The sequence below is a fragment of the Streptomyces sp. NPDC046870 genome (assembly GCF_040704595.1).
Lineage (GTDB): Bacteria > Actinomycetota > Actinomycetes > Streptomycetales > Streptomycetaceae > Streptomyces > Streptomyces argyrophylli.
This window is the reverse complement of sequence record NZ_JBEYXM010000006.1, coordinates 191,323-214,571: the sequence shown is the minus strand read 5'-3', so window position 1 is coordinate 214,571 and position 23,249 is coordinate 191,323. Positions and strand designations below refer to the sequence as shown.

General features: G+C 73.8%; 20 protein-coding genes. 7 read left to right on the top strand and 13 right to left on the bottom strand.

Annotated elements, in window-relative coordinates:
- The first annotated feature begins 1,302 nt into the window (after positions 1-1,302).
- Positions 1,303-2,505 (top strand): amino acid deaminase/aldolase, encoded by a 1,203-nt coding sequence (locus AB0946_RS16385; RefSeq protein ID WP_366761274.1) that lies wholly within the window; start codon positions 1,303-1,305, stop codon positions 2,503-2,505.
- Between the two features lie 6 nt (positions 2,506-2,511).
- On the opposite strand, the gene AB0946_RS16380 is transcribed toward AB0946_RS16385, so the two are convergent.
- The 3 genes from AB0946_RS16380 to AB0946_RS16370 are packed head-to-tail and all read right to left on the bottom strand — an operon-like array spanning position 2,512 to position 6,049.
- Positions 2,512-3,294, bottom strand: coding sequence for a 3-oxoacyl-ACP reductase (locus AB0946_RS16380; protein WP_366761463.1), 783 nt, complete (start codon positions 3,292-3,294; stop codon positions 2,512-2,514).
- Positions 3,295-3,305: 11 nt separating this feature from the next.
- Entirely contained in the window at positions 3,306-4,679 is a 1,374-nt protein-coding gene (locus AB0946_RS16375) for an aldehyde dehydrogenase family protein (protein WP_366761273.1), read from the bottom strand.
- Between the two features lie 11 nt (positions 4,680-4,690).
- The gene (locus tag AB0946_RS16370) at positions 4,691-6,049 is read right to left on the bottom strand and encodes a glutamine synthetase family protein (protein WP_366761272.1); all 1,359 of its coding nucleotides are present in this window, start codon (positions 6,047-6,049) and stop codon (positions 4,691-4,693) included.
- 96 nt (positions 6,050-6,145) lie between these two features.
- Between AB0946_RS16370 and AB0946_RS16365 the strand changes: the two genes are divergently transcribed.
- Both AB0946_RS16365 and AB0946_RS16360 read left to right on the top strand, forming a co-directional pair.
- Entirely contained in the window at positions 6,146-6,883 is a 738-nt protein-coding gene (locus AB0946_RS16365; RefSeq protein WP_366761271.1) for an FCD domain-containing protein, read from the top strand.
- A gap of 64 nt (positions 6,884-6,947) precedes the next feature.
- A complete protein-coding gene (locus AB0946_RS16360; RefSeq protein ID WP_366761270.1) occupies positions 6,948-7,634 on the top strand; it encodes a gamma-glutamyl-gamma-aminobutyrate hydrolase family protein in 687 nt (228 codons plus the stop codon).
- Between the two features lie 120 nt (positions 7,635-7,754).
- On the opposite strand, the gene AB0946_RS16355 is transcribed toward AB0946_RS16360, so the two are convergent.
- Positions 7,755-8,672: a LysR family transcriptional regulator gene (locus tag AB0946_RS16355; RefSeq protein ID WP_366761269.1), complete on the bottom strand. Its 918-nt coding sequence runs from the start codon at positions 8,670-8,672 to the stop codon at positions 7,755-7,757.
- A 70-nt stretch (positions 8,673-8,742) separates the two neighbouring features.
- On the opposite strand from AB0946_RS16355, the gene AB0946_RS16350 reads away from it, so the two are divergent.
- Positions 8,743-9,906 carry a TDT family transporter gene (locus AB0946_RS16350; protein WP_366761268.1) on the top strand — a complete coding sequence of 388 codons (1,164 nt, stop codon included), beginning with the start codon at positions 8,743-8,745 and terminating at the stop codon, positions 9,904-9,906.
- Here AB0946_RS16350 and AB0946_RS16345 read toward each other — a convergent pair.
- Together AB0946_RS16345 and AB0946_RS16340 are read right to left on the bottom strand one after the other, a co-directional pair.
- Positions 9,818-10,531, bottom strand: coding sequence for a helical backbone metal receptor (locus AB0946_RS16345; protein WP_366761267.1), 714 nt, complete (start codon positions 10,529-10,531; stop codon positions 9,818-9,820). The genes AB0946_RS16350 and AB0946_RS16345 overlap by 89 nt on opposite strands.
- 91 nt (positions 10,532-10,622) lie before the next feature.
- Positions 10,623-11,195 (bottom strand): XRE family transcriptional regulator, encoded by a 573-nt coding sequence (locus AB0946_RS16340; RefSeq protein ID WP_366761266.1) that lies wholly within the window; start codon positions 11,193-11,195, stop codon positions 10,623-10,625.
- Between the two features lie 394 nt (positions 11,196-11,589).
- Here AB0946_RS16340 and AB0946_RS16335 point away from each other — a divergent pair, with 394 nt between their 5' ends.
- Positions 11,590-12,510 (top strand): 5'-3' exonuclease, encoded by a 921-nt coding sequence (locus tag AB0946_RS16335; protein ID WP_366761265.1) that lies wholly within the window; start codon positions 11,590-11,592, stop codon positions 12,508-12,510.
- 112 nt (positions 12,511-12,622) lie between these two features.
- Positions 12,623-13,471 carry a siderophore-interacting protein gene (locus AB0946_RS16330; protein WP_366761263.1) on the top strand — a complete coding sequence of 283 codons (849 nt, stop codon included), beginning with the start codon at positions 12,623-12,625 and terminating at the stop codon, positions 13,469-13,471.
- A gap of 106 nt (positions 13,472-13,577) precedes the next feature.
- Here AB0946_RS16330 and AB0946_RS16325 read toward each other — a convergent pair whose 3' ends face one another.
- Positions 13,578-14,159: a GNAT family N-acetyltransferase gene (locus AB0946_RS16325; RefSeq protein WP_366761262.1), complete on the bottom strand. Its 582-nt coding sequence runs from the start codon at positions 14,157-14,159 to the stop codon at positions 13,578-13,580.
- An 87-nt stretch (positions 14,160-14,246) separates the two neighbouring features.
- On the opposite strand from AB0946_RS16325, the gene AB0946_RS16320 reads away from it, so the two are divergent.
- The gene (locus AB0946_RS16320) at positions 14,247-15,197 is read left to right on the top strand and encodes an RluA family pseudouridine synthase (protein WP_366761261.1); all 951 of its coding nucleotides are present in this window, start codon (positions 14,247-14,249) and stop codon (positions 15,195-15,197) included.
- 76 nt (positions 15,198-15,273) lie between these two features.
- Here AB0946_RS16320 and AB0946_RS16315 read toward each other — a convergent pair whose 3' ends face one another.
- The 6 genes from AB0946_RS16315 to AB0946_RS16290 form a co-directional block, all read right to left on the bottom strand.
- Positions 15,274-16,776, bottom strand: a complete 1,503-nt coding sequence (locus AB0946_RS16315) for a cytochrome P450 (RefSeq protein WP_366761260.1) — start codon at positions 16,774-16,776, stop codon at positions 15,274-15,276.
- 46 nt (positions 16,777-16,822) lie between these two features.
- Complete coding sequence (locus tag AB0946_RS16310) at positions 16,823-17,443, bottom strand: ATP/GTP-binding protein (protein ID WP_366761259.1); 621 nt, start codon at positions 17,441-17,443, stop codon at positions 16,823-16,825.
- The gene (locus AB0946_RS16305) at positions 17,424-17,867 is read right to left on the bottom strand and encodes a DUF742 domain-containing protein (protein WP_366761258.1); all 444 of its coding nucleotides are present in this window, start codon (positions 17,865-17,867) and stop codon (positions 17,424-17,426) included. Before AB0946_RS16305 ends, AB0946_RS16310 begins: the two co-directional genes overlap by 20 nt.
- Positions 17,864-18,268, bottom strand: coding sequence for a roadblock/LC7 domain-containing protein (locus AB0946_RS16300; RefSeq protein ID WP_014671672.1), 405 nt, complete (start codon positions 18,266-18,268; stop codon positions 17,864-17,866). Before AB0946_RS16300 ends, AB0946_RS16305 begins: the two co-directional genes overlap by 4 nt.
- On the bottom strand, positions 18,265-19,935 hold the full coding sequence (locus tag AB0946_RS16295; protein ID WP_366761257.1) for an ATP-binding protein: 1,671 nt from the start codon (positions 19,933-19,935) through the stop codon (positions 18,265-18,267). Before AB0946_RS16295 ends, AB0946_RS16300 begins: the two co-directional genes overlap by 4 nt.
- A gap of 392 nt (positions 19,936-20,327) precedes the next feature.
- Positions 20,328-23,180 carry a DEAD/DEAH box helicase gene (locus AB0946_RS16290; RefSeq protein WP_366761256.1) on the bottom strand — a complete coding sequence of 951 codons (2,853 nt, stop codon included), beginning with the start codon at positions 23,178-23,180 and terminating at the stop codon, positions 20,328-20,330.
- Positions 23,181-23,249: the final 69 nt, after the last annotated feature.

The following is a 23,249-nucleotide window of genomic DNA, read 5'->3' as shown; positions in this document are numbered from 1 at the left end:
GCCTGCCCCGGAGCGGACACACCGGTACGCGGACCACCTGCCCGACCGGACACGCCACCTACCCGGGGGGCCTCCGTCGGCCCTGGCGCCGGCATCCCACCGGCACGGGCATCCCCCGCCTGCCCCGGAGCGGACACACCGGTACGCGGACCACCTGCCCGACCGGACACGCCACCTACCCGGGGGGCCTCCGTCGGCCCTGGCGCCGGCATGCCACCGGTGCGGGGCGCCGCTGCCCGTCCTGGCTCCGGCACGCCGCCCGCTCGGGGGTCTCCCGCCTGCCCGGGCGCGGACAGGCCACCGGTACGGGGCTCCCCCGCCGGTCCGGACGCAGGTGTACCGCTCGTGCGCGGGGCCTCTGCCTGCCCCGGTGCCGGTGCGTCAGCCGTGCGGGGATGCGCCGCCTGCCAGGGCGCGGACACGTCGGCCGTGCGGCCGCTCTCGGGCGTGCCCACGCTGCCGGCCGGTGCCGAACCGGTCGGCGCGAGGTCTGGTGACGGGCTGCGCGGGGAATCCGGCGTCCGCGAGGACACCGGCGGAGTCGGGGACACCGGCGCCGCTGACGGTGCCGGGCGGACCGGGCGCAGCCGTGCCGTCGTCTCCGACGGGGTTCCGGACGGGGCGCCCCGTCCTGCGGGCTCCCTGCCCGGGCGGAGCCGCACCGTGCCGGTCTCCGCGGCCGTCTCCACCGGCGTCACCGAACCCACCGGAGCCGCCGAACCCGCCCGGGTGTCCGACGCAGTCGGAGCCGGTGTGCCGGTGGGGTTCGCGTTCGGCGGGCTGTCGGGGAACCGGGCCGAGGCGGGCGGTGGGGGCGGGCTGAGGGGGGCGGGGGCCTCGGGCACGGCCGAGGGGCGCGGGCGGTGGGCGTGCGGGACCGCTTCGGGTGCGGGCCGCGCACCGCGCGGGGTGAAGACCGACGGCTCCTCGTCGGGGTCCTCGTCCGGCCGCGCCGGCGGACGCTGGGCCGGGGGCCCCGGCGGAGTCGACGGGCGTCGCGGGACCGGGGCGTGGCGGGCTCCCGTGCTCATGCACCCCCCGTTTCCTCGTGCCCGGGCCGTCTCCTCGTACGCGGGCCGGTCTGCCACTCGGCCGCGCCCGGTGTGGAAGCTCCTCCCGGGCACTGCATACCCGTACGGCCGGACGGGCATCCCGGTTCACCTGGCGACCGGGCGCGTTCCGCCGTGCGTGCGCGTCACTCTACGGGTTGTCCGGGAGAGAGGGAGAACCAGTCCACGAGCCCGGGGCATCTGCCCGGAACGTCCCCTACCCTGCGGTAATCCTGTCTGGCACGCTTCCGTCATGACTGCGCGCGCCGCCGACCGGGCCCGTTACGACCGGGCCACCGCCCATCTCGACGCCCCCCTGGCGATCGTGGACCTGGACGCCTTCGACGCCAACGCGGACGACCTGGTCCGCCGCGCCGGAGGCAAGCCCGTGCGGGTCGCCAGCAAGTCGGTCCGCTGCCGGGCCCTGCTGGAACGCGTCCTGGCCAGGGACGGCTTCCAGGGCATCATGTCGTTCACCCTGGACGAGTCGCTGTGGCTCGCGCGTTCGGGGTTCGAGGACATCCTGCTGGCCTATCCGTCGGCGGACCGGGCCGGGTTCGCGGAACTGGCCGCCGATCCCAAGCTCGCCGGTGCCGTCACCGTGATGATCGACGATCCGGCGCAGCTCGCCCTCATCGACGCGGCCCGCGACGGCGGACGCGAAGTGGTGCGGGTCTGCCTGGAGTTGGACACCTCGCTGAGGCTGCTGGGCGGCCGGGTCCGGGTCGGGGCCCGGCGTTCGCCGCTGCACTCCCCCGCCCAACTCGCCGAGCTGGCACGGTCCGTGGCCCGGCGGCCGGGCTTCCGGCTGGTGGGGATCATGGCGTACGAGGGGCACATCGCCGGGGTCGGGGACGCGGTCGCCGGGCGGCCCCTGCGCTCGCGGGCCATCCGGCTGATGCAGGCCACTGCCCGGCGGGAGCTGGCCGAGCGGCGGGCCGCGGTCGTCCGGGCGGTCCGGGCGGTCGCCCCGGACCTGGAGTTCGTCAACGGCGGCGGCACCGGCAGCGTGCAGCACACCGCCGCCGAGGACGCGGTGACCGAGATCGCGGCCGGCTCGGGGCTGTACGTGCCGCGCCTGTTCGACAACTACACGTCGTTCTCCGCCCGTCCGGCCGCCCTGTTCGCGCAGCCGGTGGTCCGGCGTCCCGGTGTGGGTGTCGTCACCGTGCTCGGCGGCGGCTACCCGGCCTCCGGCGCCGCCGGCCCCGACCGGCTGCCGGTGCCGTACCTGCCGGAGGGGCTGCGGTACGACCCGCAGGAGGGTCCCGGCGAGGTGCAGACCCCGCTGCTCGGCTCGCCCGCCGACGATCTGCTCATCGGCGACAAGGTGTGGTTCCGCCATGCCAAGGCGGGCGAGCTGTGCGAGCGGTTCGACACCCTGCACCTGGTCGAGGGGGACACGGTGACGGCCGCCGTGCCCACCTACCGGGGCGAGGGGCGCACCTTCCTGTGAGCCGCCCTACAGGGGCGTGACGTACGCGCCGGCGATCCCGCCGTCCACCAGGAAGTCGGTGGCGTTGACGAAGGAGGAGTCGTCGCTGGCCAGGAAGGCGACGGCGGCGGCGATCTCCTCGGCCTCGGCGAACCGGCCGAGCGGGATGTGGACGAGCCGGCGCGCGGCCCGCTCCGGGTCCTTGGCGAACAGCTCCTGCAGCAGCGGGGTGTTGACCGGGCCGGGGCACAGCGCGTTGACCCGGATGCCCTCCCGGGCGAACTGCACGCCCAGTTCGCGGGACATGGCGAGGACGCCGCCCTTGGAGGCCGTGTAGGAGATCTGGGACGTGGCCGCGCCCATCCGCGCCACGAAGGACGCGGTGTTGATGATGGAGCCCCTGCCCTGGCGGCGCATGTAGGGGAGGGCGGCCTTGCAGCACAGGTAGACGGAGGTGAGGTTGACCTCCTGGACCCGTTTCCAGGCCTCCAGCCCGGTCTCCAGGATGGAGTCGTCGTCGGGCGGGGAGATGCCGGCGTTGTTGAAGGCGACGTCGACGCTGCCGTAGGTGTCGTACGCGGCCTTGAACAGCGCCTCGACCTGCTCGGGGTCGGTGACGTCGGTCTTCACGAAGAGCCCGCCGACCTCGTCGGCGGCTGCCTTGCCGCGCGCCTCGTCGACGTCCGCGCAGACGACGTGGGCGCCCTCGGAGGCGAGGCGCCGGGCGCTGGCGAGTCCGATGCCGCTGCCGGCTCCGGTCACGACGGCGGTACGGCCGGCCAGGCGGCGGCAGACAGGGGTGTCGGTCACGCTGTTGTCGGTCACGGTGCGGGGACCTCCGTGCTGAGGAAGACGTTCTTGGTCTCGGTGAAGGCGGTCAGGGCGTCGGGGCCGAGTTCCCGGCCGAGGCCGGACTGCTTGTAGCCGCCGAAGGGGGTCCAGTAGCGGACGCTGGAGTGGGAGTTGACGGACAGGTTGCCGGCGCGGACCGCCTGGGACACGCGCAGGGCGCGGCCCACGTCCCGGGTCCAGATGGAGCCGGACAGGCCGTAGGGGGTGTCGTTGGCGAGGCGGATCGCGTCCTGCTCGTCGGTGAAGGGCAGCAGGACGGCGACCGGGCCGAAGATCTCCTCGCGGGCCGCCGGGCTGTCGTGCCGCTCGCCGGTGAGCACGGTCGGCGGGAACCAGAAGCCGGGGCCGTCGGGGGCCCTGCCGCGCAGGGCCGGGGCGTCGTCGGGGACGTAGGACCGTACGCGCTCGAGCTGCCGGCCGGAGATGAGCGGGCCCATCTGGGTCTTCTCGTCGGCCGGGTCGCCCACGACCACGGCGGCCAGCGCGTCGGCGAGGAGGGCGCGGGCCTCGTCCAGCACCGTCTCCTGGACCAGGACGCGGGTGCGGGCGCAGCAGTCCTGGCCGGCGTTGTCCAGGAAGGAGAAGGGGTCGAGGGCGGCCTTGAGGTCGGCGTCGGCGAAGACGACGTTGGGGCTCTTGCCGCCGAGTTCGAGCGTGACCGGTTTGACCAGGCGGGCGCAGCGCTCCATGACCTCGCGGCCGGTGCGGGTGGAGCCGGTGAACACGATCTTGGCGACGCCGGGGTGGTCGACCAGGGCGCGTCCGGCGGTGTCGCCGTGGCCGGGCAGCACCTGGAAGAGGTGCTCGGGCAGGCCCGCCTCCAGCGCCAGTCCCCCGAGGCGGAGCGCGGTGAGCGGGGTGGTCTCGGCGGGCTTGAGGAGGACCGCGTTGCCGGCCGCGAGCGCCGGGAAGGAGCCCCAGGCGGCGATCGGCATGGGGAAGTTCCAGGGGGCGATGACGCCGACGACGCCCAGCGGTTCCCGGAAGGTGACGTCCCAGCCGCCCGGGACCGGGATCTGCTGGCCGACGAGGCGTTCGGCGCCGCCGGCGGAGTAGAGGAGCACGTCGCGGGCGTTGCCGGCCTCCCAGCGGGCGTTCGCGACGGTGTGGCCGGCCTCGCGGACCTCCAGCTGGGCGAGTTCCTCGGTGTGGGCGTCGACCACGTCGGCGAAGCGGCGCAGCAGCCGGGCCCGGTCGGCGGGGGCGAGGGCGGCCCAGCGGGTCTGGGCGCGGGCGGCGCGGGCGACGGCGGTGTCCACGTCCCCGGCGGTGGCGGCGGGGACGGTGGCGACGATCTCCTCGGTGGCGGGGTCGAGGACGGTCAGCTCGTTCGGGTCGGGCACGGGGTGACCTTTCACAGGCGTTCGAAGGAGCGGCGCAGCTCCCAGTCGGTGACCGCGGCGTCGAAGGCCTCCTGCTCGACGCGCGCCATGTTGCGGTAGTGGGCGACGACCTCGTCGCCGAACGCCGCCGCGGCGATCGGGCTGTTCTCCCACAGCTCGGCGGCCTCGCGCAGGGTGGTCGGCACCTGCGCGTAGTCGGCGGTGTAGGCGTTGCCGGGGCAGGGCTCGGGCAGCTCCAGCTTGTGCTCGATGCCGTACAGGCCGGCCGCGACGAGCCCCGCGACGGCGAGGTGGGGGTTCACGTCGCCGCCGGGGAGGCGGTTCTCGAAGCGCAGGGAGCGGCCGTGGCCGACGACGCGCAGGGCGCAGGTGCGGTTGTCGTGGCCCCAGGCGACGGCGGTGGGGGCGAAGGAGCCCGGCTGGAACCGCTTGTAGGAGTTGATGTTGGGGGCGTACAGCAGGGAGAAGTCGCGCAGCGCGGCGAGCTGTCCGGCGAGGAAGTGCCGCATCACCTCGGACATGCCGTCGGGTCCGGCCATCGCGTTGGTGCCGTCGGCGTCGGCGAGCGAGAGGTGGATGTGGCAGGAGTTGCCCTCGCGCTCGTTGTACTTGGCCATGAAGGTGATCGAGACGCCTTCCTGGGCGGCGATCTCCTTGGCGCCGGTCTTGTACAGGGCGTGCTGGTCGCAGGTGCGCAGGGCCTCGTCGTAGCGGAAGGCGATCTCGTGCTGGCCGGGGTTGCACTCGCCCTTGGCGGACTCGACGGTGAGGCCGGCGCCGGCCATGTCGTTGCGCAGCCGGCGCAGCAGGGGTTCGATGCGGCCGGTGCCGAGGACGGAGTAGTCGATGTTGTACTGGTTGGCCGGGGTCAGGCCCCGGTAGTTCGCGTCCCAGGCCCGCTCGTAGCTGTCCTTGAAGACGATGAACTCCAGCTCGGTGCCGACCTGGGCGGTGTAGCCGTGCTCGGCGAGCCGCTGGAGCTGGCGGCGCAGGATCTGGCGGGGGGCGGCGACGACCGGGGAGCCGTCGTTCCAGGCGAGGTCGGCGATGAGGAGCGCGGTGCCGGGGTGCCAGGGGACGCGGCGCAAGGTGGACGGGTCCGGGTGCATGGCGAAGTCGCCGTAGCCGCGTTCCCAGGAGGACATCGCGTAGCCGTCGACGGTGTTCATCTCGGTGTCCACGGCGAGCAGGTAGTTGCAGCCCTCGCTCCCGTGGTGCAGGACCTCGTCGAGGAAGAAGCGGGCGGCGAACCGCTTGCCCTGGAGGCGTCCCTGCATGTCGGGGAAGGCCAGGACGACGGTGTCGATCTCGCCGCTCGCGACCAGGGCGTGCAGTTCCTCGACGCTGAGCGGGGGTGTGCGGTCTGCCACGGGGAAGCCTCCTTCGGCGCCATCGCGCTTCTTCGGCCGGGCCGGGAGCCATAAGGTATTGCCGCGAACCATTGCTTGGGAAGGGGGCGTGCCCGGATGTCGCGGGAGACGGAGGTGCGAGGGGTGGGCGACCGGCTCGCCCCGGTGTTGCGGCCGGTGCGGGCGGGCAACGGCTTCGAGGAGGCGCTGGAGCAGATCCTCCAGGTCGTCCGGCTGGGGCTGGTGCCGGCGGGCGGGCGGCTCCCGGCCGAGCGGGAGCTGGCGGAGCGGCTGGGGATCAGCCGGGTGACGCTGCGCGAGGTGCTGAAGGTGCTCCAGGACCAGGGCCTGGTGGAGGCGCGGCGCGGGCGGTACGGCGGAACGTTTGTGCTGCCCCGGCCGGACGGGGGCGGCGAGGACGGGCTGCGGCGCCGGATCGCCGAGGTCGACGTCGAGGACGTGCTGCGCTTCCGTGAGGTGCTGGAGGTGGGCGCGGCCGGGCTGTGCGCGGCGCACGGGCTGGCGCCGGAGCGGGCGCGGCGGCTGCGGGAGGCGCTGGACCGCACGCACGAGGCCCCGCTGACGGACTACCGCCGGGCGGACACGCTGCTGCACCTGACACTGGCCGAGCTGTGCGGTTCGCCGTCGCTGACCGCGCAGTACGCGGCGGTCAGGGCCACGGTCAACGACCTGCTGGACCGCATCCCGCTGCTGGTGCGCAATCTGGAGCACTCCCAGCGCCAGCACACCGCGCTGGTGGAGGCGGTGCTGGACGGGGACGCGGACGGGGCGCGGGAGATCGCGCGCGAGCACTGCGCGGGCACGGCGGCGCTGCTGCGGGGTTTCCTGGCGTGAGCCCGTCCCGGAAAGGCGTTCCGCAAAGGTATTCCATCGAACCTTTGACATCGAGGAGAACAGCATGACCGTACGGCCGCTGATCGGTGTGAGCACGTACCTGGAGTCCGGCGCGCGCTGGGGGGTGTGGGAGCTGGACGCGGTGCTGCTGCCGGCCGGCTATCCCCGGCTGGTGCAGCGGGCCGGCGGGCTGGCCGCGCTGCTGCCGCCGGACGCGCCGGAGCACGCCGGGGCGGCGGTGGCCCGGCTCGACGGGCTGGTCGTCGCGGGCGGCCCGGACGTCGACCCGGCCCGGTACGGCGCCGAGCGTGCGCCGCGCACGGGTCCGCCCGCGCCGGAGCGGGACGCCTGGGAGCTGGCGCTGATCGACGCGGCGCTGTCGGCGGGCGTGCCGCTGCTCGGGGTGTGCCGGGGTATGCAGGTACTGAACGTGGCCCTCGGCGGCACCCTCGTCCAGCACCTGGACGGGCACGCCGAGGTGGTCGGCGCGTTCGGTGAGCACCCGGTGAAGCCGGTGCCGGGCACGCTGTACGCCGGCATCGTGCCGGAGGAGGTGACGGTGCCGACGTATCACCACCAGGCGGTGGAACGGCTCGGCGAGGGACTGGTCCCGTCGGCCTACGCGGCGGACGGCACGGTGGAGGCCGTGGAGCTGCCGGCGGAGCGGGGTTGGGCGCTGGGGGTGCAGTGGCATCCGGAGATGGGCGAGGACCCGCGGGTGATGGCGGCGCTGGTCGCCGCGGCGGGCTGAGCGCCGTACCTCCTTCGACAGCGGCGCCGGCCGCTGTCCCGGCCGGGCGCCGCTGTGGGTGCGGCCCGGCGTCCGGTGCGGCTGCGTCGCGCCTGGTCGCGCAGTCCCCCGCGCCCTGCTTCAGCTCCGGGTCAGGGACAGCAGTTCCCGGGCCGGGCCCGTGGGGCGGTGGCCCGTCGGCCATACCGCTCTGAGGTCCCGGCGCAGGGAGACGCCCTCGACCGGGATGCTGACCAGGCGCCGCATCCCCAGTTCCTCCCCCACCGCGAGTTCGCTGAGGACGGAGGGGCCCGCCCCGCTGACGGCGGACGCCTTCACCGCCGTCGTGGAGGACAGCTCGATCAGCGGGCGGGCCAGGCCGCCGAGGGCCGCGTCCAGGACCTGACGGGTCCCGGAGCCCCGCTCCCTGAGGATGAGCGGGGTCGCGGCCAGCTCCGCCGCCGTCAGGGGCCGCTTGCGGCGGGCCCACGGGTGGGCGGGCGCGGTGACGACGATCAGCCGGTCGCGGGCGATGACCGTCGAGTCCAGTCCCGTGGGCACGGTCAGCCCCTCCACGAAGCCCAGGTCCGCCTCGCCGGCCAGCAGGAGTTCCGCGACCTTCGCCGAGTTTCCGGCGAGCAGCGAGACCGCCGTGTCGGGCCGCTCGGCGTGCAGCGCGAGGAGCCAGCCGGGCAGCAGGTACTCGGCGATGGTCATGCTGGCCGCGACCCGGAGCCGTGAGTCCCGCCGGTCCCGCAGCGCCCGCGCGCCCGCGTCGAAGGCAGCCGCCGCCTCCACGACCCGCCGGGCCCAGTCCGTGACCAGGGCGCCGGCGTCGGTGAGCCGGGAGCCGCGCGGCGAGCGGTCGACCAGGGCCACGCCCAGCTGCCGTTCCATGGAGCGGATGCGGCTGCTGGCGGCCGGCTGGGTGATGCCGACCTCGCGCGCCGCCGCGCCGAGACTGCCCAGCCGCGCCACCGCGAGCAGCAGCTCCAGCGCGGCGAGGTCCGGCACCCGGTGCGCCAGCGACTGCGTGTGTCGCCCCTTCGCCTCGCTCATAAGACCAGCTTATGTCCTCATAGACCCGTGGCCGCTGGTCCCGGGGACCCACCGGCGGGATCTTGGATTCATGGTCACCGCAGCCCGTCCCCTGCCCCTGCCCCCCGCCCGCGCCGCCCGGCTCCGGCACCTGGGCCCGAACTGGTACGCCTCCGTCATGGGCACCGCGATCGTCGGCACGGCCGGGGCCGCGCTGCCCGGCCCGGCGCACGGGGCGCGCGGTGTCTTCGCGGCCGTCTGGGCGCTGTCCCTGCTCCTGCTGACGGCCCTGCTGACCGCCCGGGCCCTGCACTGGGGCCACCACCGCGACCAGGCCCGCGCCCATCTCCTCGACCCGGCCGTGGCCCCCTTCTACGGCTGCCTGGCGATGGCGCTGCTCGCGGTGGGCACCGGCGCCCTGACGGCCGGCCGGGAGCTGATCGGCACGCGTACCGCCGTCGCGCTGGACGCCGTGCTGTTCACCGCCGGTACGGCGGTCGGGCTCGGGGCCGCCGTGGCGGTGCCGTACCTGATGGCCGTGCGCCACCGGGTCGACGCCGACCAGGCCTCCCCGGTGTGGCTGCTGCCGCTGGTCGCGCCCATGGTGTCGGCCTCGGCCGGTCCGCTCCTGGTGCCGCACCTGCCGCCGGGGCAGCCCCGGGCGACCCTGCTGCTGGCCTGCCTCGCGCTGTTCGGGCTGAGCCTGCTGGCCGTGCTGCTGACGCTGCCGCTGGTCTTCGCCCGGCTGATCACCACCGGGCCGCTGCCGCTCGCGCTGACCCCGGCCCTGTTCCTGGTCCTCGGCCCGCTCGGGCAGTCCGCCACCGCCGTGGGACTGATCGCGGACGCCGCTCCGGGCGTCGTCGCGGCCCCCTACGACCGCGGCCTCGCGGCCCTCGCGGTGCTGTACGGGGTGCCCGTCATGGGGTTCGCGCTGCTGTGGCTGGCGCTCGCCACCGCGCACGTGGTGCGGGCCGGGCGGCGGGGCATGGGCTTCACACTGACCTGGTGGGCCTTCACCTTCCCGGTGGGGACCTGTGTCACCGGGGCTGCCACGCTCGCCCGGCACACCGGTCTCGCGGTGTACGACGCCCTGGCGGCCGGCCTGTACGGCGTCCTGGTGGCGGCCTGGCTCGCGGCGGCCCGCGGCACCGTGCGCGGCCTGCTCAGCGGCGCGCTGCTCCCAGCGCCCCGGCCAGCACCCGCGGCGCCTCCGTCAGGGACGGGCCGTACCAGGTCAGGTGCCGTCCGCTGACCAGGGCGCAGGGCAGCCCCGGGAACGCCTCGGGTCCGTCGTCCGCGGTGAAGCGGTAGGGCTCGTCGGGCAGGACCACCAGGTCGGGCCGCCGGGCGCGCAGCTCGTCCAGGGCGACGCGGGGATAGCGCTCGGGGTGGTGGGCGTACAGGTGGTCCACGCCGAGGCGGGCGAGGACGTCACCGGCGAAGGTGTCCCGCCCGAGGACCATCCAGGGGCGCCGCCAGACCGGTACGACCGCCGTCCTGCGCCGCGCCGGTTCGGGCAGGGCCGCCCAGGTCCGCTCCGCCTCGTCCAGCCAGCCGGGCCGGCCCGCCGCGCCGCACGCGGTGAGCACCCGGTCCAGCTCGGCGACGGCCTGCGGCACGCTCCGCACCTCGGTGACCAGCACGTCCAGACCGGCCGCGCGGAGCGCTTCGAGGTCGGGTGCGCGGTTCTCCTCCTCGTTGGCGAGCACCAGGTCCGGGCCGAGCCCGATGATCCTCTCCACGTCCGGGTTCTTCGTACCGCCGATCCGGACGACGTCCAGCCCCTCCGGACGACTGCACCAGCCGGTGGCCCCGACGAGGGCACCGGGGAGCGTCGTCGCCACCGCCTCGGTCAGTGAGGGGACGAGGGAGACCACACGCGCGCCGGAGGGGCGCGGCGCACCGTGCGACCGGCCAACGCGGACCCGCGGACGCCCACGGTCCGGCACCGCCCCGTCCGGCGGGCGCTCAGCGCGCCCGATCCTGCACCGCCTCGATGTGCTCCGCCACCGCCACCACGATCACCCTCGTGTCCGGCACGGTCGCCCGCCACCGGTGCCGCACCCCGCCCGTCAGGTACAGCGTGTCGCCGCGTCCGAGCCGGTACGCGCGCCCCTCGGCCTCGATCTCCACCGCCCCGTCGGCGACGTACATCAGCTCGTCGTTGCGGTGCTGGAACTCGCGGCCGGCGTCGTGGTCGCCGGTGAACTCGGAGGCGTGCAGCTGGTGGTGGCCGCGCACGAGGGAGCGGGTGCGCGGGTCGAAGTCGCCGTCGGCGACGGCCTCGGCGCGGACGACGTCCACGCTGGCGGCCGGGTCGGCGGCGGCGAGGAGTTCGACGGCCGTGGTGCGCAGGGCGTCGGCCAGCTTCTCCAGGGAGGTGCGGCTCGGACGGGCCCGGTCGTTCTCGACCTGGCTGAGGAAGGGCACCGACAGGCCGCTGCGCTCGGCCACGACGGCGAGGGTCAGTTCCAGCGCGCGACGACGCCGCCGGACGGCCGCGCCCACCCGCACGGGCTGCTGCTCTTTGTGGTCGCCCATCGCTCCGGCTCCCTCCCTCGCTCGTCGTGCCGCTTGCCGGGTGCCCGCTGCGGGGCACACCTCTTCCGATGACTTCTCTGCACCCTACGCATGTTCGGCAAACCGTTTCACGTGGGTGTCACATCCCTGACACTTCCGGGCCTCCGAAACCTCACGGTTCGCGCCAGCGCCGGGGGCCGGGGAGCACTCCGGGGCCCGCTCACCCCGGCGGATGAACATGCCGTCCAGCTGGGCCGGGTGCCCGGGCACGGGGCAGGATTCGTCACGCCGGGTGATTGGCCTGAACCTGTCTGCGGGGCCGCGCCGCCGGCCGTCGTGGCGGCCGGTGCCCGGCCCTGACGCACGCGTCCCGGGAGCGGGGGCCGCTGTCGGTGCCGTGCGGCATGATGCGTGCGTGACCGGACGACTCATGCTTCTCGACACCGCCTCGCTGTACTTCCGCGCCTACTTCGGCGTCCCGGACTCCGTGAAGGCACCGGACGGCACGCCCGTCAACGCGGTGCGCGGGCTGCTGGACTTCATCGACCGGCTGGTCAAGGACCACCGCCCGGAGCACCTGGTGGCCTGCATGGACGCCGACTGGCGCCCGCAGTGGCGGGTGGACCTCATCCCCACCTACAAGGCGCACCGGGTCGCCGAGGAGCACGAGGGCACGCCGGACGAGGAGGAGGTGCCGGACACCCTCGCCCCGCAGGTGCCGGTGATCGAGGACGTGCTGGACGCGATCGGTATCGCCCGTGTCGGGGTCGCGGGGTACGAGGCCGACGATGTGATCGGCACGTTCACCGCCCGGGCCGGGGGCCCGGTGGACATCGTCACCGGCGACCGCGACCTGTACCAGCTCGTGGACGACGAGCGCCGGGTCCGGGTGCTGTACCCGGTGAAGGGCGTCGGGACGCTCCAGCTGACCGACGAGGCGGCGCTGCGCGAGAAGTATGGCGTCGACGGGCGGGGGTACGCGGATCTGGCGCTGCTGCGCGGCGATCCGAGCGACGGACTGCCGGGCGTGGCCGGCATCGGCGAGAAGACGGCCGCGAAGCTGCTCGCCGAGTTCGGCGACCTGGCCGGGATCATGGCCGCGGTCGACGACCCGCGGGCGAAGCTCACGCCGTCGCAGCGCAAGCGGCTCACCGAGGCCCGGCCGTATCTCGCGGTCGCGCCGAAGGTGGTGCGGGTCGCCGACGACGTGCCGCTGCCGGACGTCGAGACGGCCCTGCCGCGCGCCCCGCACGACCCGGCGGAACTGGAGGCACTGACGCACCGGTGGGGCCTCGGCGGCTCCTTGCAGCGGCTGCTGCACACGCTCGCGGAGTGAGCCCTGGCCCATGTTCCGGCAAAAGGATCTCATCGCACGCTCATCCCAGGGGTGTCGAATCGGCGCGAGGTGCTAACTTAGGTAAACCTAACCAACCTTGCAGGAGGCCGTGATGGCAGAGCGTCCGGGACGAAAGCCGCGCAAGCCCCGTACCGCCCAGGTGGTGCGCACCGAGCGGCTGACCCCGCACATGCAGCGCGTGGTGCTCGGTGGCGAGGGTCTGGCCGGATTCGCCGCGGACACCTGTACCGACCACTATGTGAAGCTGCTGTTCGGCGCCGCCGGAGTCGTCTACCCGGAGCCCTTCGACCTGGAGCGCATCCGCGCCGAGTTCCCGCGCGAGCAGTGGCCGGTGACCCGGACCTACACCGTGCGCGCCTGGGACCCCGAACAGCGCGAGCTGACCCTGGACTTCGTGGTCCACGGCGACGAGGGCCTGGCCGGCCCCTGGGCGCTGCGCGCACGCCCCGGCGAGACCGTGCGCTTCATGGGCCCCGGCGGCGCCTACGCGCCCGACCTGGAGGCCGACTGGCACCTGCTCGCCGGGGACGAGAGCGCGCTGCCCGCCATCGCCCGCGCCCTGGAGACACTGCCCGCCGGTGCCCGTGCGCACGCGTTCGTCGAGGTCTCCGGACCCGAGGAGGAGCAGAAGATCGACACCGAGGTGCCGGTCGTCTGGCTGCACCGCGGGGACCGGCCGGTCGGCGAGGCGCTGCTTCAGGCCGTGCGCGGGCTGGAGTTCCCACAGGGGCGGCCGCACGCCTTCGTGCACGGCGAGGCGGGCTTCGTGAAGGAACTGCGCCGGCTGCTGCGGGTCGAGCGCCAGATCCCGCGCGAGGACCTGTCGATCTCCGGTTACTGGCGGCTCGGCCACAACGAGGACGGCTGGCAGGCCTCCAAGCGGGAGTGGAACGCCCGGATCGAGGCCGAGCAGGAGGGCGGCCCGGCGGCGGCTGCCTGAGCGGACGAAGAGGGCGGCGGCATCCCGGGGAGGACGCCGCCGCTTCCGTACGCCGGACGCGCCGCCCTCGTACGCCGGTCTTCCGCTCCCGCACCGTCCCGCCGGGTCAGTCGCCCCGGACCCGCGCGTGCAGGTGCATGTCGTGCCAGCCGTCCTGGTGGAGGTAGGCGCTGCGCTTGGTGCCCTCCAGGGCGAAGCCGGCCTTGCCGGCGACCCGGCAGGAAGCGGGGTTGGCGATCGCGTGCATGAGCTCCAGGCGGTGGAAGCCGATCTCCTCGAAGGCCCAGCGGGTCAGGGCCGTCGCGGCGCGCAGGGCGACGCCACGGCCCCGCGCCCCCGCCACCGTCCAGTACGCGATCTCGGCGACGCCGTCGCTCAGCACGATCTGGCGCAGCGCCACCCGGCCCAGCAGCTCGTCCGTGCCCTCGTCCACGACGGCCCACTGCGCCTCGCGCTCGTCCGCCCACCCGCTTCGCCACTGCGCGATCCAGCCCGCGGCCTCGTCCGCGGAGTCGCAGGACCGGCCGTGCCAGTGGCGCAGCACCGGATCCTCGAAGGCGGCGTGCACGGCGGGCGCGTCCCCGGCCCGCCACGGGCGCAGGAGCGTGCCGCCGGTGGCGGGGAGGGCGGGCTGCGGGGTACGGGCGAGGACGCCGGGGGTCAGGACGGGGCTGGTGAGGAACGGCATGATCCCTATCCTGCCGAGTACGGGCCCGGCGGACCGCCTCTTCGCGACGGCCGGCGGGGTGAGCGTGCCCCCGTACCCTTGACCCCGATGAGACGCCGTACCCCGCCGCCGCCCGCCCCGCTCCCCCAGCGCGAGGGCGTGGACCCCGTCCGCGTCCGGCTGCCCGTGGACGGGGCGTGGGCCACCGTGCGGGAGCATCTGGTGGAGCGGCTGACGGGGGCCCCGGCCGGGGTGGTCGAGTCGATGTTCGCCGCGGGGCTGGTGGTCGGGGCCGACGGGCGGGCCGTGGCGCCGGACGCCCCGTACCGGCCGGGGATGTTCGTCTGGTTCCACCGTGAGCTGCCCGCCGAGGTGCCGGTGCCGTTCCCGGTGGAGGTGGTGTACCGGGACGAGCACATCGTGGTGGCCGACAAGCCGCACTTCCTGGCCACCACCCCGCGTGGTGCGCACGTCGCCCAGACCGCGCTGGCCCGGCTCCGGCGTGAGCTCGGCATACCCACGCTGACGGCGGCGCACCGGCTGGACCGGCTCACCGCCGGGCTGGTGCTGTTCACCGTGCGGCCCGAGGAGCGGGGCGCGTACCAGTCGCTCTTCCGGGACCGGCGGGTGCGCAAGGAGTACGAGGCCGTGGCGCCGTACGATCCCGCGCTCGTCCTGCCCCGGACCGTGCGCAGCAGGATCGTGAAGGAGCGCGGGGTGCCGGCCGCGCGGGAGGTGCCGGGCGAGCCGAACGCGCAGACCCGGGTGGAGCTGGCCGGGCACCGGGCCGGCCTCGGCCGCTACCGGCTCGTGCCGGCCACCGGGCAGACCCACCAGCTCCGGGTGCACCTGACCGCGCTGGGCGTGCCCATCCTCGGCGACCCGCTGTACCCCGAGGTGACCGCCCCGGTACCGGCCGGCGACTTCCGCCGCCCCCTGCAACTGCTCGCGCGCCGACTGGAGTTCACCGACCCGGTCACCGGTACGGAACACGCGTTCACCAGCACCCGCACCCTGCACGCGTGGACGTCGCCCGAGGCGTGGACGGCCGGAACCTAGGACCTCTCGTCCGGATCGCGCCGGGCCGGGCCGGCACCCGCTCCCCGGAGCAGGTGCCGCCGGCGGCGGCGCCGTGTCACTCTCCGCGCCACCAGTGCAGCAGTCGGCCCCACAGGCCCCGGGGGCGGGGCGGTTCCGGGGCCGGAGGGGCCGGAGGGGCGGGAGCCGGGGGGAGGGTCGCGCGCACGGGTGCCGGGGCCGGCTCGGCGGCCGGTGCCCGATCGGCGCCCAGGGTGCCGACCTGCCAGTCGGAGCGCTGCGGCGGGACCGGCATGGCCCGCGGCGGCATGTCGACGTCCTGCTGCGGCTTCGGTTCGAAGCGCACCGGCAGGGCCACCAGGTGCCGGGAGGCGATGGACGACCGCCAGCGCAGGTCCTCCTCGGCGCAGTCGAGCTGGATGTCGGACAGCCGGGTGAGCAGCGCGTCGACGCCCACGTCGGCGATGGCGCGGCCGATGTCCTGGCCGGGGCACTCGTGCGGGCCGCCGCCGAAGGCGAGGTGGGCGCGGTTGCCCTGCATGCTCGCGGACAGGTCGGGCCGCACCCGCGGGTCGACGTTGCCCGGTGCCGGCGCGAAGAGCAGTCCGTCGCCCTTGCGGATCCGCCGCCCGCCCAGCTCCGTGTCCTGCTTGGCGTAGTAGCCGAAGACCGTGCTGAACGGCGGCTCGTCCCACAGGGACTGCTCGATCGCCTCCGGCACGGTCATCTGGCCGCCGTTGAGCTGGGCCCGGAACCCCGGCTCGGTGAGGACCATGCGCAGCGCGTTGGCGAGGAGGTTCGCGGTGGCCTCGTAGGCGGCGAAGAGGACGACCCGCAGGTGCTCGCGGACCTCGTCGTCGCTGAGCCCGGCCGGATGGGTGAGGAGATGGCTCGTGAAGTCGTCCTCGGGCCGGACGCGCCGCCGGGTGGTGAGCCGGCTGAGCGCGTCCATGACGTAGGAGTGGCTCTGGATGGCGGTCTCGGTGCCCTTGAGGGCGTCGCGCGCGGCCTGCACCATCCGGTCGTTGTACTCCTCGGGCATGCCGAGGACCTCGCACATCACGGCCATCGGCAGGTGCTCGGCGAACTGGGACACCAGCTCGGCCCGGCCCCGCTCACAGAAGCTGTTGACCAGGATCTGGGTGTAGCGGCCGATGTGCCGGCGCACCCCGCGGTGGTCGATGGTCTCCATGGCCGCGGTGACCGCGCCGCGCAGCCGCTTGTGCTCCTCGCCCTCGGCGTGGGAGCAGATGGGCTGCCAGGCGATGTGCGGCATGAGCGGGTGGTCGGGCTTGACCACGCCCTCGCGCAGCGGGGTCCAGATCCTGCTGTCCCGGGTGAACTGCGAGGGGTTCCGCACGAGTTGCAGGTTCTCGGCGTGGCCGAGGACCACCCACATCGGTACGTCGTCGTGGAGCAGCACGGGCGCCACGGGGCCGTGCTCCTCGCGCAGGCGCTCGTAGAGCTCGCCGAGGTCCTCCGCGTCGGCGCCGTAGAGCCGGCGCGGCCCCCCGGGGCCGAGGCCGTGCGCGGGGCAGCCCGGTGGCGGACCGGAGAGGGCGTCGGGTGTCCCGGTCGGTGAGGGGGATTCAGGCGTCACAGTGGTCGCTCCGGAGCGGAAGGGGTCGGGGTCGGTGGGCTGCCGGTCAGACGAGGGCGCCGGACAGGGCGAGGGAGTGCAGGAAGCCCATCAGGGTCATCAGCACGTCCTTGCTGGAGGCCCGGCGCCGCACATCGCAGTCGATGATCGGGATGTCCGGGCTCAGGTCCAGCGCGGTGCGCAGTTCCTCGACCGGGTAACGGGGCGCGTCCGGGAAGGAGTTGACGGCGACGACGAAGGGCACGCCGCCCTCCTCCAGCCGGCCCATCACGTCGAAGCTGACCTCCAGGCGCCGGGTGTCGACCAGGACGACCGCGCCGAGCGCGCCTTCGAACAGGCCGTTCCACAGGAACCAGAAGCGCTCCTGGCCGGGGGTGCCGAAGAGGTAGAGGACCAGTTTCTCGGTGATGCTGATCCGGCCGAAGTCCATGGCCACGGTGGTGGCCGTCTTGGACTCGGAGCCGTAGTCGTCGTCGACGCCGATGCCGGCCTGGGTCATGGTCTCCTCGGTGGTCAGCGGTCTGATCTCGCTGACCGAACCGACCATGGTGGTCTTGCCGACCCCGAAGCCGCCGACGATCACGATCTTCACCGCGGCCTGCGCGGTGTGCGGCAGGTGGTCCTCGGTGCGCGGGCCGGGGAGGGTGTCAGAGCCGTTGAAGTCCATGCATCACCGCTTCGAGGAGTGAACGGTCGGGGAGCGCCTGGCGGACGATGGGGGCGCGCGCCTGCACCAGTTCGGCCGTGATCAGCTCGGTGAGCAGGACGGTCATCGTGCTGAACGGCAGTCGGAGGTAGGCGGACAGCTCCGCCACGGACAGGGGGGTCCCGCAGAGCCGGAGCACCGCCGCCTGCTCCGGGGTGGCGGAGACCGGGGGCCCGGAGCGCGCCACGATCAGGGTCACCAGGTCGAGTTCGGCGCGGGCGCCGTCGCCGGCCCCGGCGACGGAGTACAGCCGCTCCGGGTTGTCGCCCGGCCCCTTGGCCCCCGCCGCGTCCCGCGACGGAGGCTGCGGGGGCTGCGGCAGCCGCGGGGGCCGCGGGGCGGGCGGGGGCTGCGGCCGGCGCCGCGTACGTCGTGGAGGTGTCATACGGTCTGCCCGTTCCGCCGGGGCGGACTGGTGAGATGGGCGCCGATCCGGACGACGAGGTCGCGCATCATGCCGCTCATCCGCCCCGGTTCGCACGTCACGTCGGAGAGCACGGCGAGGTAGGCGTTGGGGCCGGCGTTCATGAGGTAGAAGTAGCCGCCGTCGATCTCGAACACGACGGTCTTCATGTCGCCGGCGCCCGGCAGCTCCTGGACGATGGCGCCGGCCAGGCTCTGCACGCCCGCGCAGGCGGCGGCGACCCGGTCGGCGGCGTCGGGGTCGCCGCCGTAGCGGGCGATGCGCAGGCCGTCGGCGGACAGGACCACGATCATCTCGATGCCCGGTACGCCGTCGTTCAGCTGCTTGAGCATCCAGTCCAGGTTGCCTCGCTGCTGGATCACTGGGAGTCCCCCTCGTCGTCGGCCTCGGTGGCGCCCTGGACGGGGTCGGCCGAATCTTTGAGCAGATGCACGTACTTGGTGGGGTGGAGCGTGAAGTCGGTCAGTTCGTGGGTGGGGGTGTCCGGGGGCATGCCCTCGCGCAGACCGTCCCAGAAGGCCTCCATCCACATGCCCGGCGGCCGTTCCATGAGCTTCTTGCGCTCGGGGTCCATCTCGGGCTCGGGTTCCGGTTCCGCCTTCCTCTGGGACCAGATGGTCGGCCGGCCCTCGCGCTCGGCGCGTTCGATGGCGGCCTGTTCCGCGTACCGCTGGCTGAGCGGGGTCTTCACCCGGCTGCGGCGCTGCGGCAGACCGCCCGCGGTCCACTCGGTGACCTCGGGGACGTCGTCCTCCAGCGAGATCCCGGCAGGGATCTTCGGGCTGGTGGGACGGCGCTTCTTGGGCGGGCGCTTGGGGCCCTCGACGGCGTCCGCCGTGGGGATCTGGGCGGCGGCGGCACCGATGCCGTGCGCGGCGCCGACACCGGGTTCGGTGGTCGTCATGACGCGCGGCACCACGAGGATCGCGCGGACACCGCCGTACGCGGAGGCGCGCAGCGAGACGTCCATGTCGAACCGCTTGCAGAGGCGGCCGACGACGGCGAGGCCGAGACGCGGGTTCTCGCCGAGGTTGTGCGCGTCCTCGCCGTTCTTGGCGTCCTCGATCATCCGCTCGATGCGGGCGCGGGACTCCTCGCTGAGGCTGACGCCGCAGTCCTCGATCTCGATGACGACGCCTGCCTGCACCTCGACGGCGGTGACGTGCACCTTCGTCGACGGCGGTGAGTAGCGCGTGGCGTTGTCGAGGAGTTCGGCGGCGGCGTGGATGACCGGCTCGACCGCGGTGCCCTTGATGTTGATGTTGACGATCGAGGCGAGGTTGATGCGGCGGTACTCCAGGATGCGGGACATCGCGCCGCGCAGCACGCTGTAGAGGGAGACCGGCTTGGGCCACTGACGGCCGGGCCGGCCGCCGCCGAGGACGGAGATGGTGTCGGCGAGCCGTCCGATCAGCGAGGTGCCGTGGTCGATGCGCAGGAGGTCGTCGAAGACCTCGGGGTTGCGGCCGTGGTCCTCCTCCATCTCGCGGAGTTCGTACGCCTGCTGGTGGACGATGGCCTGCACGCGCCGGGCGACGCTCACGAAGGAGCGTTCGGTGGCGTCGCGCATCGAGATCTCCTGGTCGGCACCGCGCAGCGCGATGCGCACCAGCTCGCGGTAGCCCTCGGGCAGGCCGCGCAGTTCGGGGTCCGCGTCGAACACGTCGCGTACGACGTCCCGGAGCACCTGGCCGCGGCGCAGCCGGTAGAAGCCGGCGGGCAGGACGTCGGTGGCGAAGCGCTCCATCAGATCGTTGTGCGCGGCGATCCGCTGCTCCAGGTACGCGGCGTGGCCGGCGTGTTCGGCCCGCGCCTCGCGGAGCAGACGGCCACGCCGGGCGGCCTCCCCGGCCGTGCCGAGGACCAGCAGGACGGCCAGTGCTCCGCACACGCCGACGGCGAGCCGGGCCGTGGGCGGTACCAGGGCGACGGCGGCCCCGGCCGCCGCGGCCATCACCATGGCCGGCGGCAACAGCACGCGCGCATAGGGACGTTCGCGGCGACCGGGAGGCTTCTGAACACTCACCATGGATGCCTTCTGGGACGAATCGGCTGGGTTCGGGGGTGCAAGTGGGGGGAAGGTGCACGGAACTGTTCGGGATACATTCCGCATTGGGGAACAGACGCACGATTCATCTCAACTCGGTGCGCCGCGGGCGAGCTTAGTCCGACCGGATCATCGCCCGTGTCATATTCGGCAAGCACCTGAAATCGCCCCGCGAGCGGAGTACTCTCAACTCCTTTTGCACGCTGGGTCTTTACTCGCACACGAACGGTAACGGCGCACGGGCGTACGAAAGTCGCTCACCGTGCGGGGTGAAATGACGACGGGGGCCGCACCCCCAAGGGTGCGGCCCCCGTTCCCACGCCGTGACCGCCATCACCCGGTCACGGCCTTGCCGTACGCCCTCGCCGGACGGGTCAGCCCACGGAGGAGTAGGCGACCACACCCCGCAGCAACTGGTCGACGGCCTTGCGCGCGGCCTTGGCCACGGTCGAGCCCTCCGCGGGAGCCGCGGCGGAGATCTGCCCGAGCACGTCGATGACCTGCTTGCACCACCGCACGAAGTCCCCGGCCGGCATCTCCGCCTCCCGCAGCACCTCGTCGAGCCCCTTGCCGGACGCCCACATGTACGCGGCCCAGGCGAACCCGAGGTCCGGCTCGCGCTGCCCGACGCCCTCGGTCTGGCTGATCCGGAACTCCTCCTCCAGCCCGTCGAGCCGGCCCCAGATGCGGACCATCTCACCGAGCGCGGCCTTGGCCTTGCCGGAGGGCAGCTTCGGCGCCATCGCGTCGTCGCCGACCCGGGCCTCGTACACCAGCGCCGAGACGCAGGCGGCGAGTTCGGCGGGGGCCAGCCCCTCCCAGACCCGCTCGCGCAGGCACTCGCTGGCCAGCAGGTCCAGTTCGCCGTAGAGCCGCGCGAGCCGCTTGCCGTGCTCGGTGACCTCGTCACCGCGCAGATAGTCCAGCTCGGTCAGCAGGGCCACGATCCGGTCGAAGGTCCGCGCGATGGTGTTCGTACGGCCCTCGATGCGCCGCTCCAGCTGCGAGGTGTCGCGCAGCAGCCGGTGGTAGCGCTCGGCCCAGCGCGCGTGGTCCTCGCGGTCGTTGCACCCGTGGCAGGGATGCGCCCGGATCGCCGTCCGCAGTCGTGCGATCTCGCGGTCGTCGGCGGCCTGGGACCGCTTCTTGCGCGCCCGCTCCGGCGGGATGTGCCCGGCCTTGGTCCGCAGCGCGGAGGCGAGGTCCCGGCGGGACTGCGGCGAGCGCGGGTTGAAGGTCTTGGGGATCCGCATCCGGTCCAGCGGCTCGACCGGCACCGGGAAGTCCATCGACGCCAGCCGCTTGACCTGCCGTTCGGCGGTCAGCACCAGCGGCCGCGGCCCGTCGTGGTGGTCGAAGCCGCGGTGGCCGTTGGACCGGCCCGCGGGCAGGCCCGGGTCCAGGACCAGGGCCAGGCCCGCGTACTTGCCGGTGGGCACGTGGATGACATCGCCCGGCTTCAGCTTCTCCAGCGCGACGGCGGCCTCCGCACGCCGCTCGTTCGCGCCCTGCCGGGCCAGCTCGGTCTCCCGGTCCTTCAGCTCCCGGCGCAGCCGCGCGTACTCCTCGAAGTCGCCGAGGTGGCAGGTCATGGAGGCCTTGTAGCCCTCCAGGCCCTCCTCGTTGCGCTGCACCTGGCGGGAGATCCCGACGACCGACTTGTCGGCCTGGAACTGGGCGAAGGAGGTCTCGAGCAGCTCGCGCGAGCGGTGCCGGCCGAACTGCTCGACCAGGTTGACCGCCATGTTGTACGACGGCTTGAAGCTGGAGCGCAGCGGATACGTGCGCGTGCCCGCGAGCCCGGCGAGGTGTTCGGGGCTCATGCCGCGCTGCCACAGCACCACGGCGTGGCCCTCGACGTCGATGCCCCGGCGGCCGGCCCGGCCGGTCAGCTGGGTGTACTCGCCGGGGGTGATGTCGGCGTGCTGCTCGCCGTTCCACTTGACGAGCTTCTCCAGGACCACCGAGCGGGCGGGCATGTTGATGCCGAGCGCGAGGGTCTCGGTGGCGAACACGGCCTTGACCAGACCGCGTACGAACAGCTCCTCCACGACCTCCTTGAAGGTCGGCAGCATGCCCGCGTGGTGGGCGGCGATGCCGCGCTCCAGGCCCTCCAGCCATTCGTAGTAGCCGAGGACGTGCAGGTCCTCGGTCGGAATGGAGGCGGTGCGCTCCTCGACCAGGGCGCGGACCTGCTCCCGCGCCTCCTCGTCGTTGAGCCGCAGGCCCGCGTACAGGCACTGCTGGACGGCGGCCTCGCAGGCGGCGCGGCTGAAGATGAAGGTGATGGCCGGGAGCAGGCCCTCGGAGTCGAGCCGTTCGATGACCTCGGGGCGGCCCGGGGTCCACACGCGCGAGCGCTGTCTGCGCTCGCGCTCCCGGTCGGCCTCCCGCATCGCCCGTCCGCGCCTGCGGTCCTGGTACGACGGCCGGGTGGCCTCCATGCGGGCGAGGCGGACCAGGTCGGGGTTGACGGCCTTCTTGTGGCCCTCGCCCTCCTCGAACAGGTCGTACATCCGGCGCCCGGCGAGGACGTGCTGGAACAGCGGCACGGGCCGGTGCTCGGAGACGATCACGTCCGTGTCGCCGCGGACGGTGTCCAGCCAGTCACCGAACTCCTCCGCGTTGGACACCGTGGCGGAGAGCGAGACCAGGGTCACCGACTCGGGCAGGTGGATGATCACCTCTTCCCAGACGGCGCCGCGGAAGCGGTCGGAGAGGTAGTGCACCTCGTCCATGACCACGTAGCCGAGGCCGAGGAGGGTCTGCGAGCCGGCGTAGAGCATGTTCCGCAGCACCTCGGTCGTCATCACGACCACCGGGGCGTCGGAGTTCACGCTGTTGTCGCCGGTGAGCAGGCCCACCTTCCCGGTGCCGTAGCGGCGGCACAGGTCGGCGTACTTCTGGTTCGACAGCGCCTTGATGGGGGTCGTGTAGAAGCACTTCTTGCCCTGCCGCAGGGCGAGGTGGACGGCGAACTCGCCCACGATCGTCTTGCCCGAGCCGGTGGGGGCGGCCACCAGGACGCCCTTGCCCGCTTCGAGGGCCTGGCAGGCCTCGATCTGGAAGGGGTCGAGGCCGAAGTCGTACATCTCGCGGAAGGAGGCGAGCGCGGTGGCCTGCTCGGCTGCCCGCCTGCGGGCTGCCGCGTACCGCTCGGCCGGTGAGAGGTCCTCTGTCATCGTGCTTTCGAGCGTACCGGGCCCCGCTGACAACAGGACGATCATTATCCGGATGACCCTCCGGACGACAGTCTGAAGGTAAGAGAACCGGAGGGTAAGAAGACCGGAAGAATC

Bases quoted from the DNA above. Each gene is read 5' to 3' on its own strand.
- AB0946_RS16295 (WP_366761257.1), bottom strand. From the start codon at position 19,935: ATGGTGAGTGTTCAGAAGCCTCCCGGTCGCCGCGAACGTCCCTATGCG.
- AB0946_RS16290 (WP_366761256.1), bottom strand. From the start codon at position 23,180: ATGATCGTCCTGTTGTCAGCGGGGCCCGGTACGCTCGAAAGCACGATG.
- AB0946_RS16305 (WP_366761258.1), bottom strand. From the start codon at position 17,867: ATGACACCTCCACGACGTACGCGGCGCCGGCCGCAGCCCCCGCCCGCC.
- AB0946_RS16330 (WP_366761263.1), top strand. From the start codon at position 12,623: ATGGCAGAGCGTCCGGGACGAAAGCCGCGCAAGCCCCGTACCGCCCAG.
- AB0946_RS16310 (WP_366761259.1), bottom strand. From the start codon at position 17,443: ATGGACTTCAACGGCTCTGACACCCTCCCCGGCCCGCGCACCGAGGAC.
- AB0946_RS16385 (WP_366761274.1), top strand. From the start codon at position 1,303: ATGACTGCGCGCGCCGCCGACCGGGCCCGTTACGACCGGGCCACCGCC.
- AB0946_RS16340 (WP_366761266.1), bottom strand. From the start codon at position 11,195: ATGGGCGACCACAAAGAGCAGCAGCCCGTGCGGGTGGGCGCGGCCGTC.
- AB0946_RS16325 (WP_366761262.1), bottom strand. From the start codon at position 14,159: ATGCCGTTCCTCACCAGCCCCGTCCTGACCCCCGGCGTCCTCGCCCGT.
- AB0946_RS16355 (WP_366761269.1), bottom strand. From the start codon at position 8,672: ATGAGCGAGGCGAAGGGGCGACACACGCAGTCGCTGGCGCACCGGGTG.
- AB0946_RS16350 (WP_366761268.1), top strand. From the start codon at position 8,743: ATGGTCACCGCAGCCCGTCCCCTGCCCCTGCCCCCCGCCCGCGCCGCC.
- AB0946_RS16360 (WP_366761270.1), top strand. From the start codon at position 6,948: ATGACCGTACGGCCGCTGATCGGTGTGAGCACGTACCTGGAGTCCGGC.
- AB0946_RS16365 (WP_366761271.1), top strand. From the start codon at position 6,146: ATGTCGCGGGAGACGGAGGTGCGAGGGGTGGGCGACCGGCTCGCCCCG.
- AB0946_RS16320 (WP_366761261.1), top strand. From the start codon at position 14,247: ATGAGACGCCGTACCCCGCCGCCGCCCGCCCCGCTCCCCCAGCGCGAG.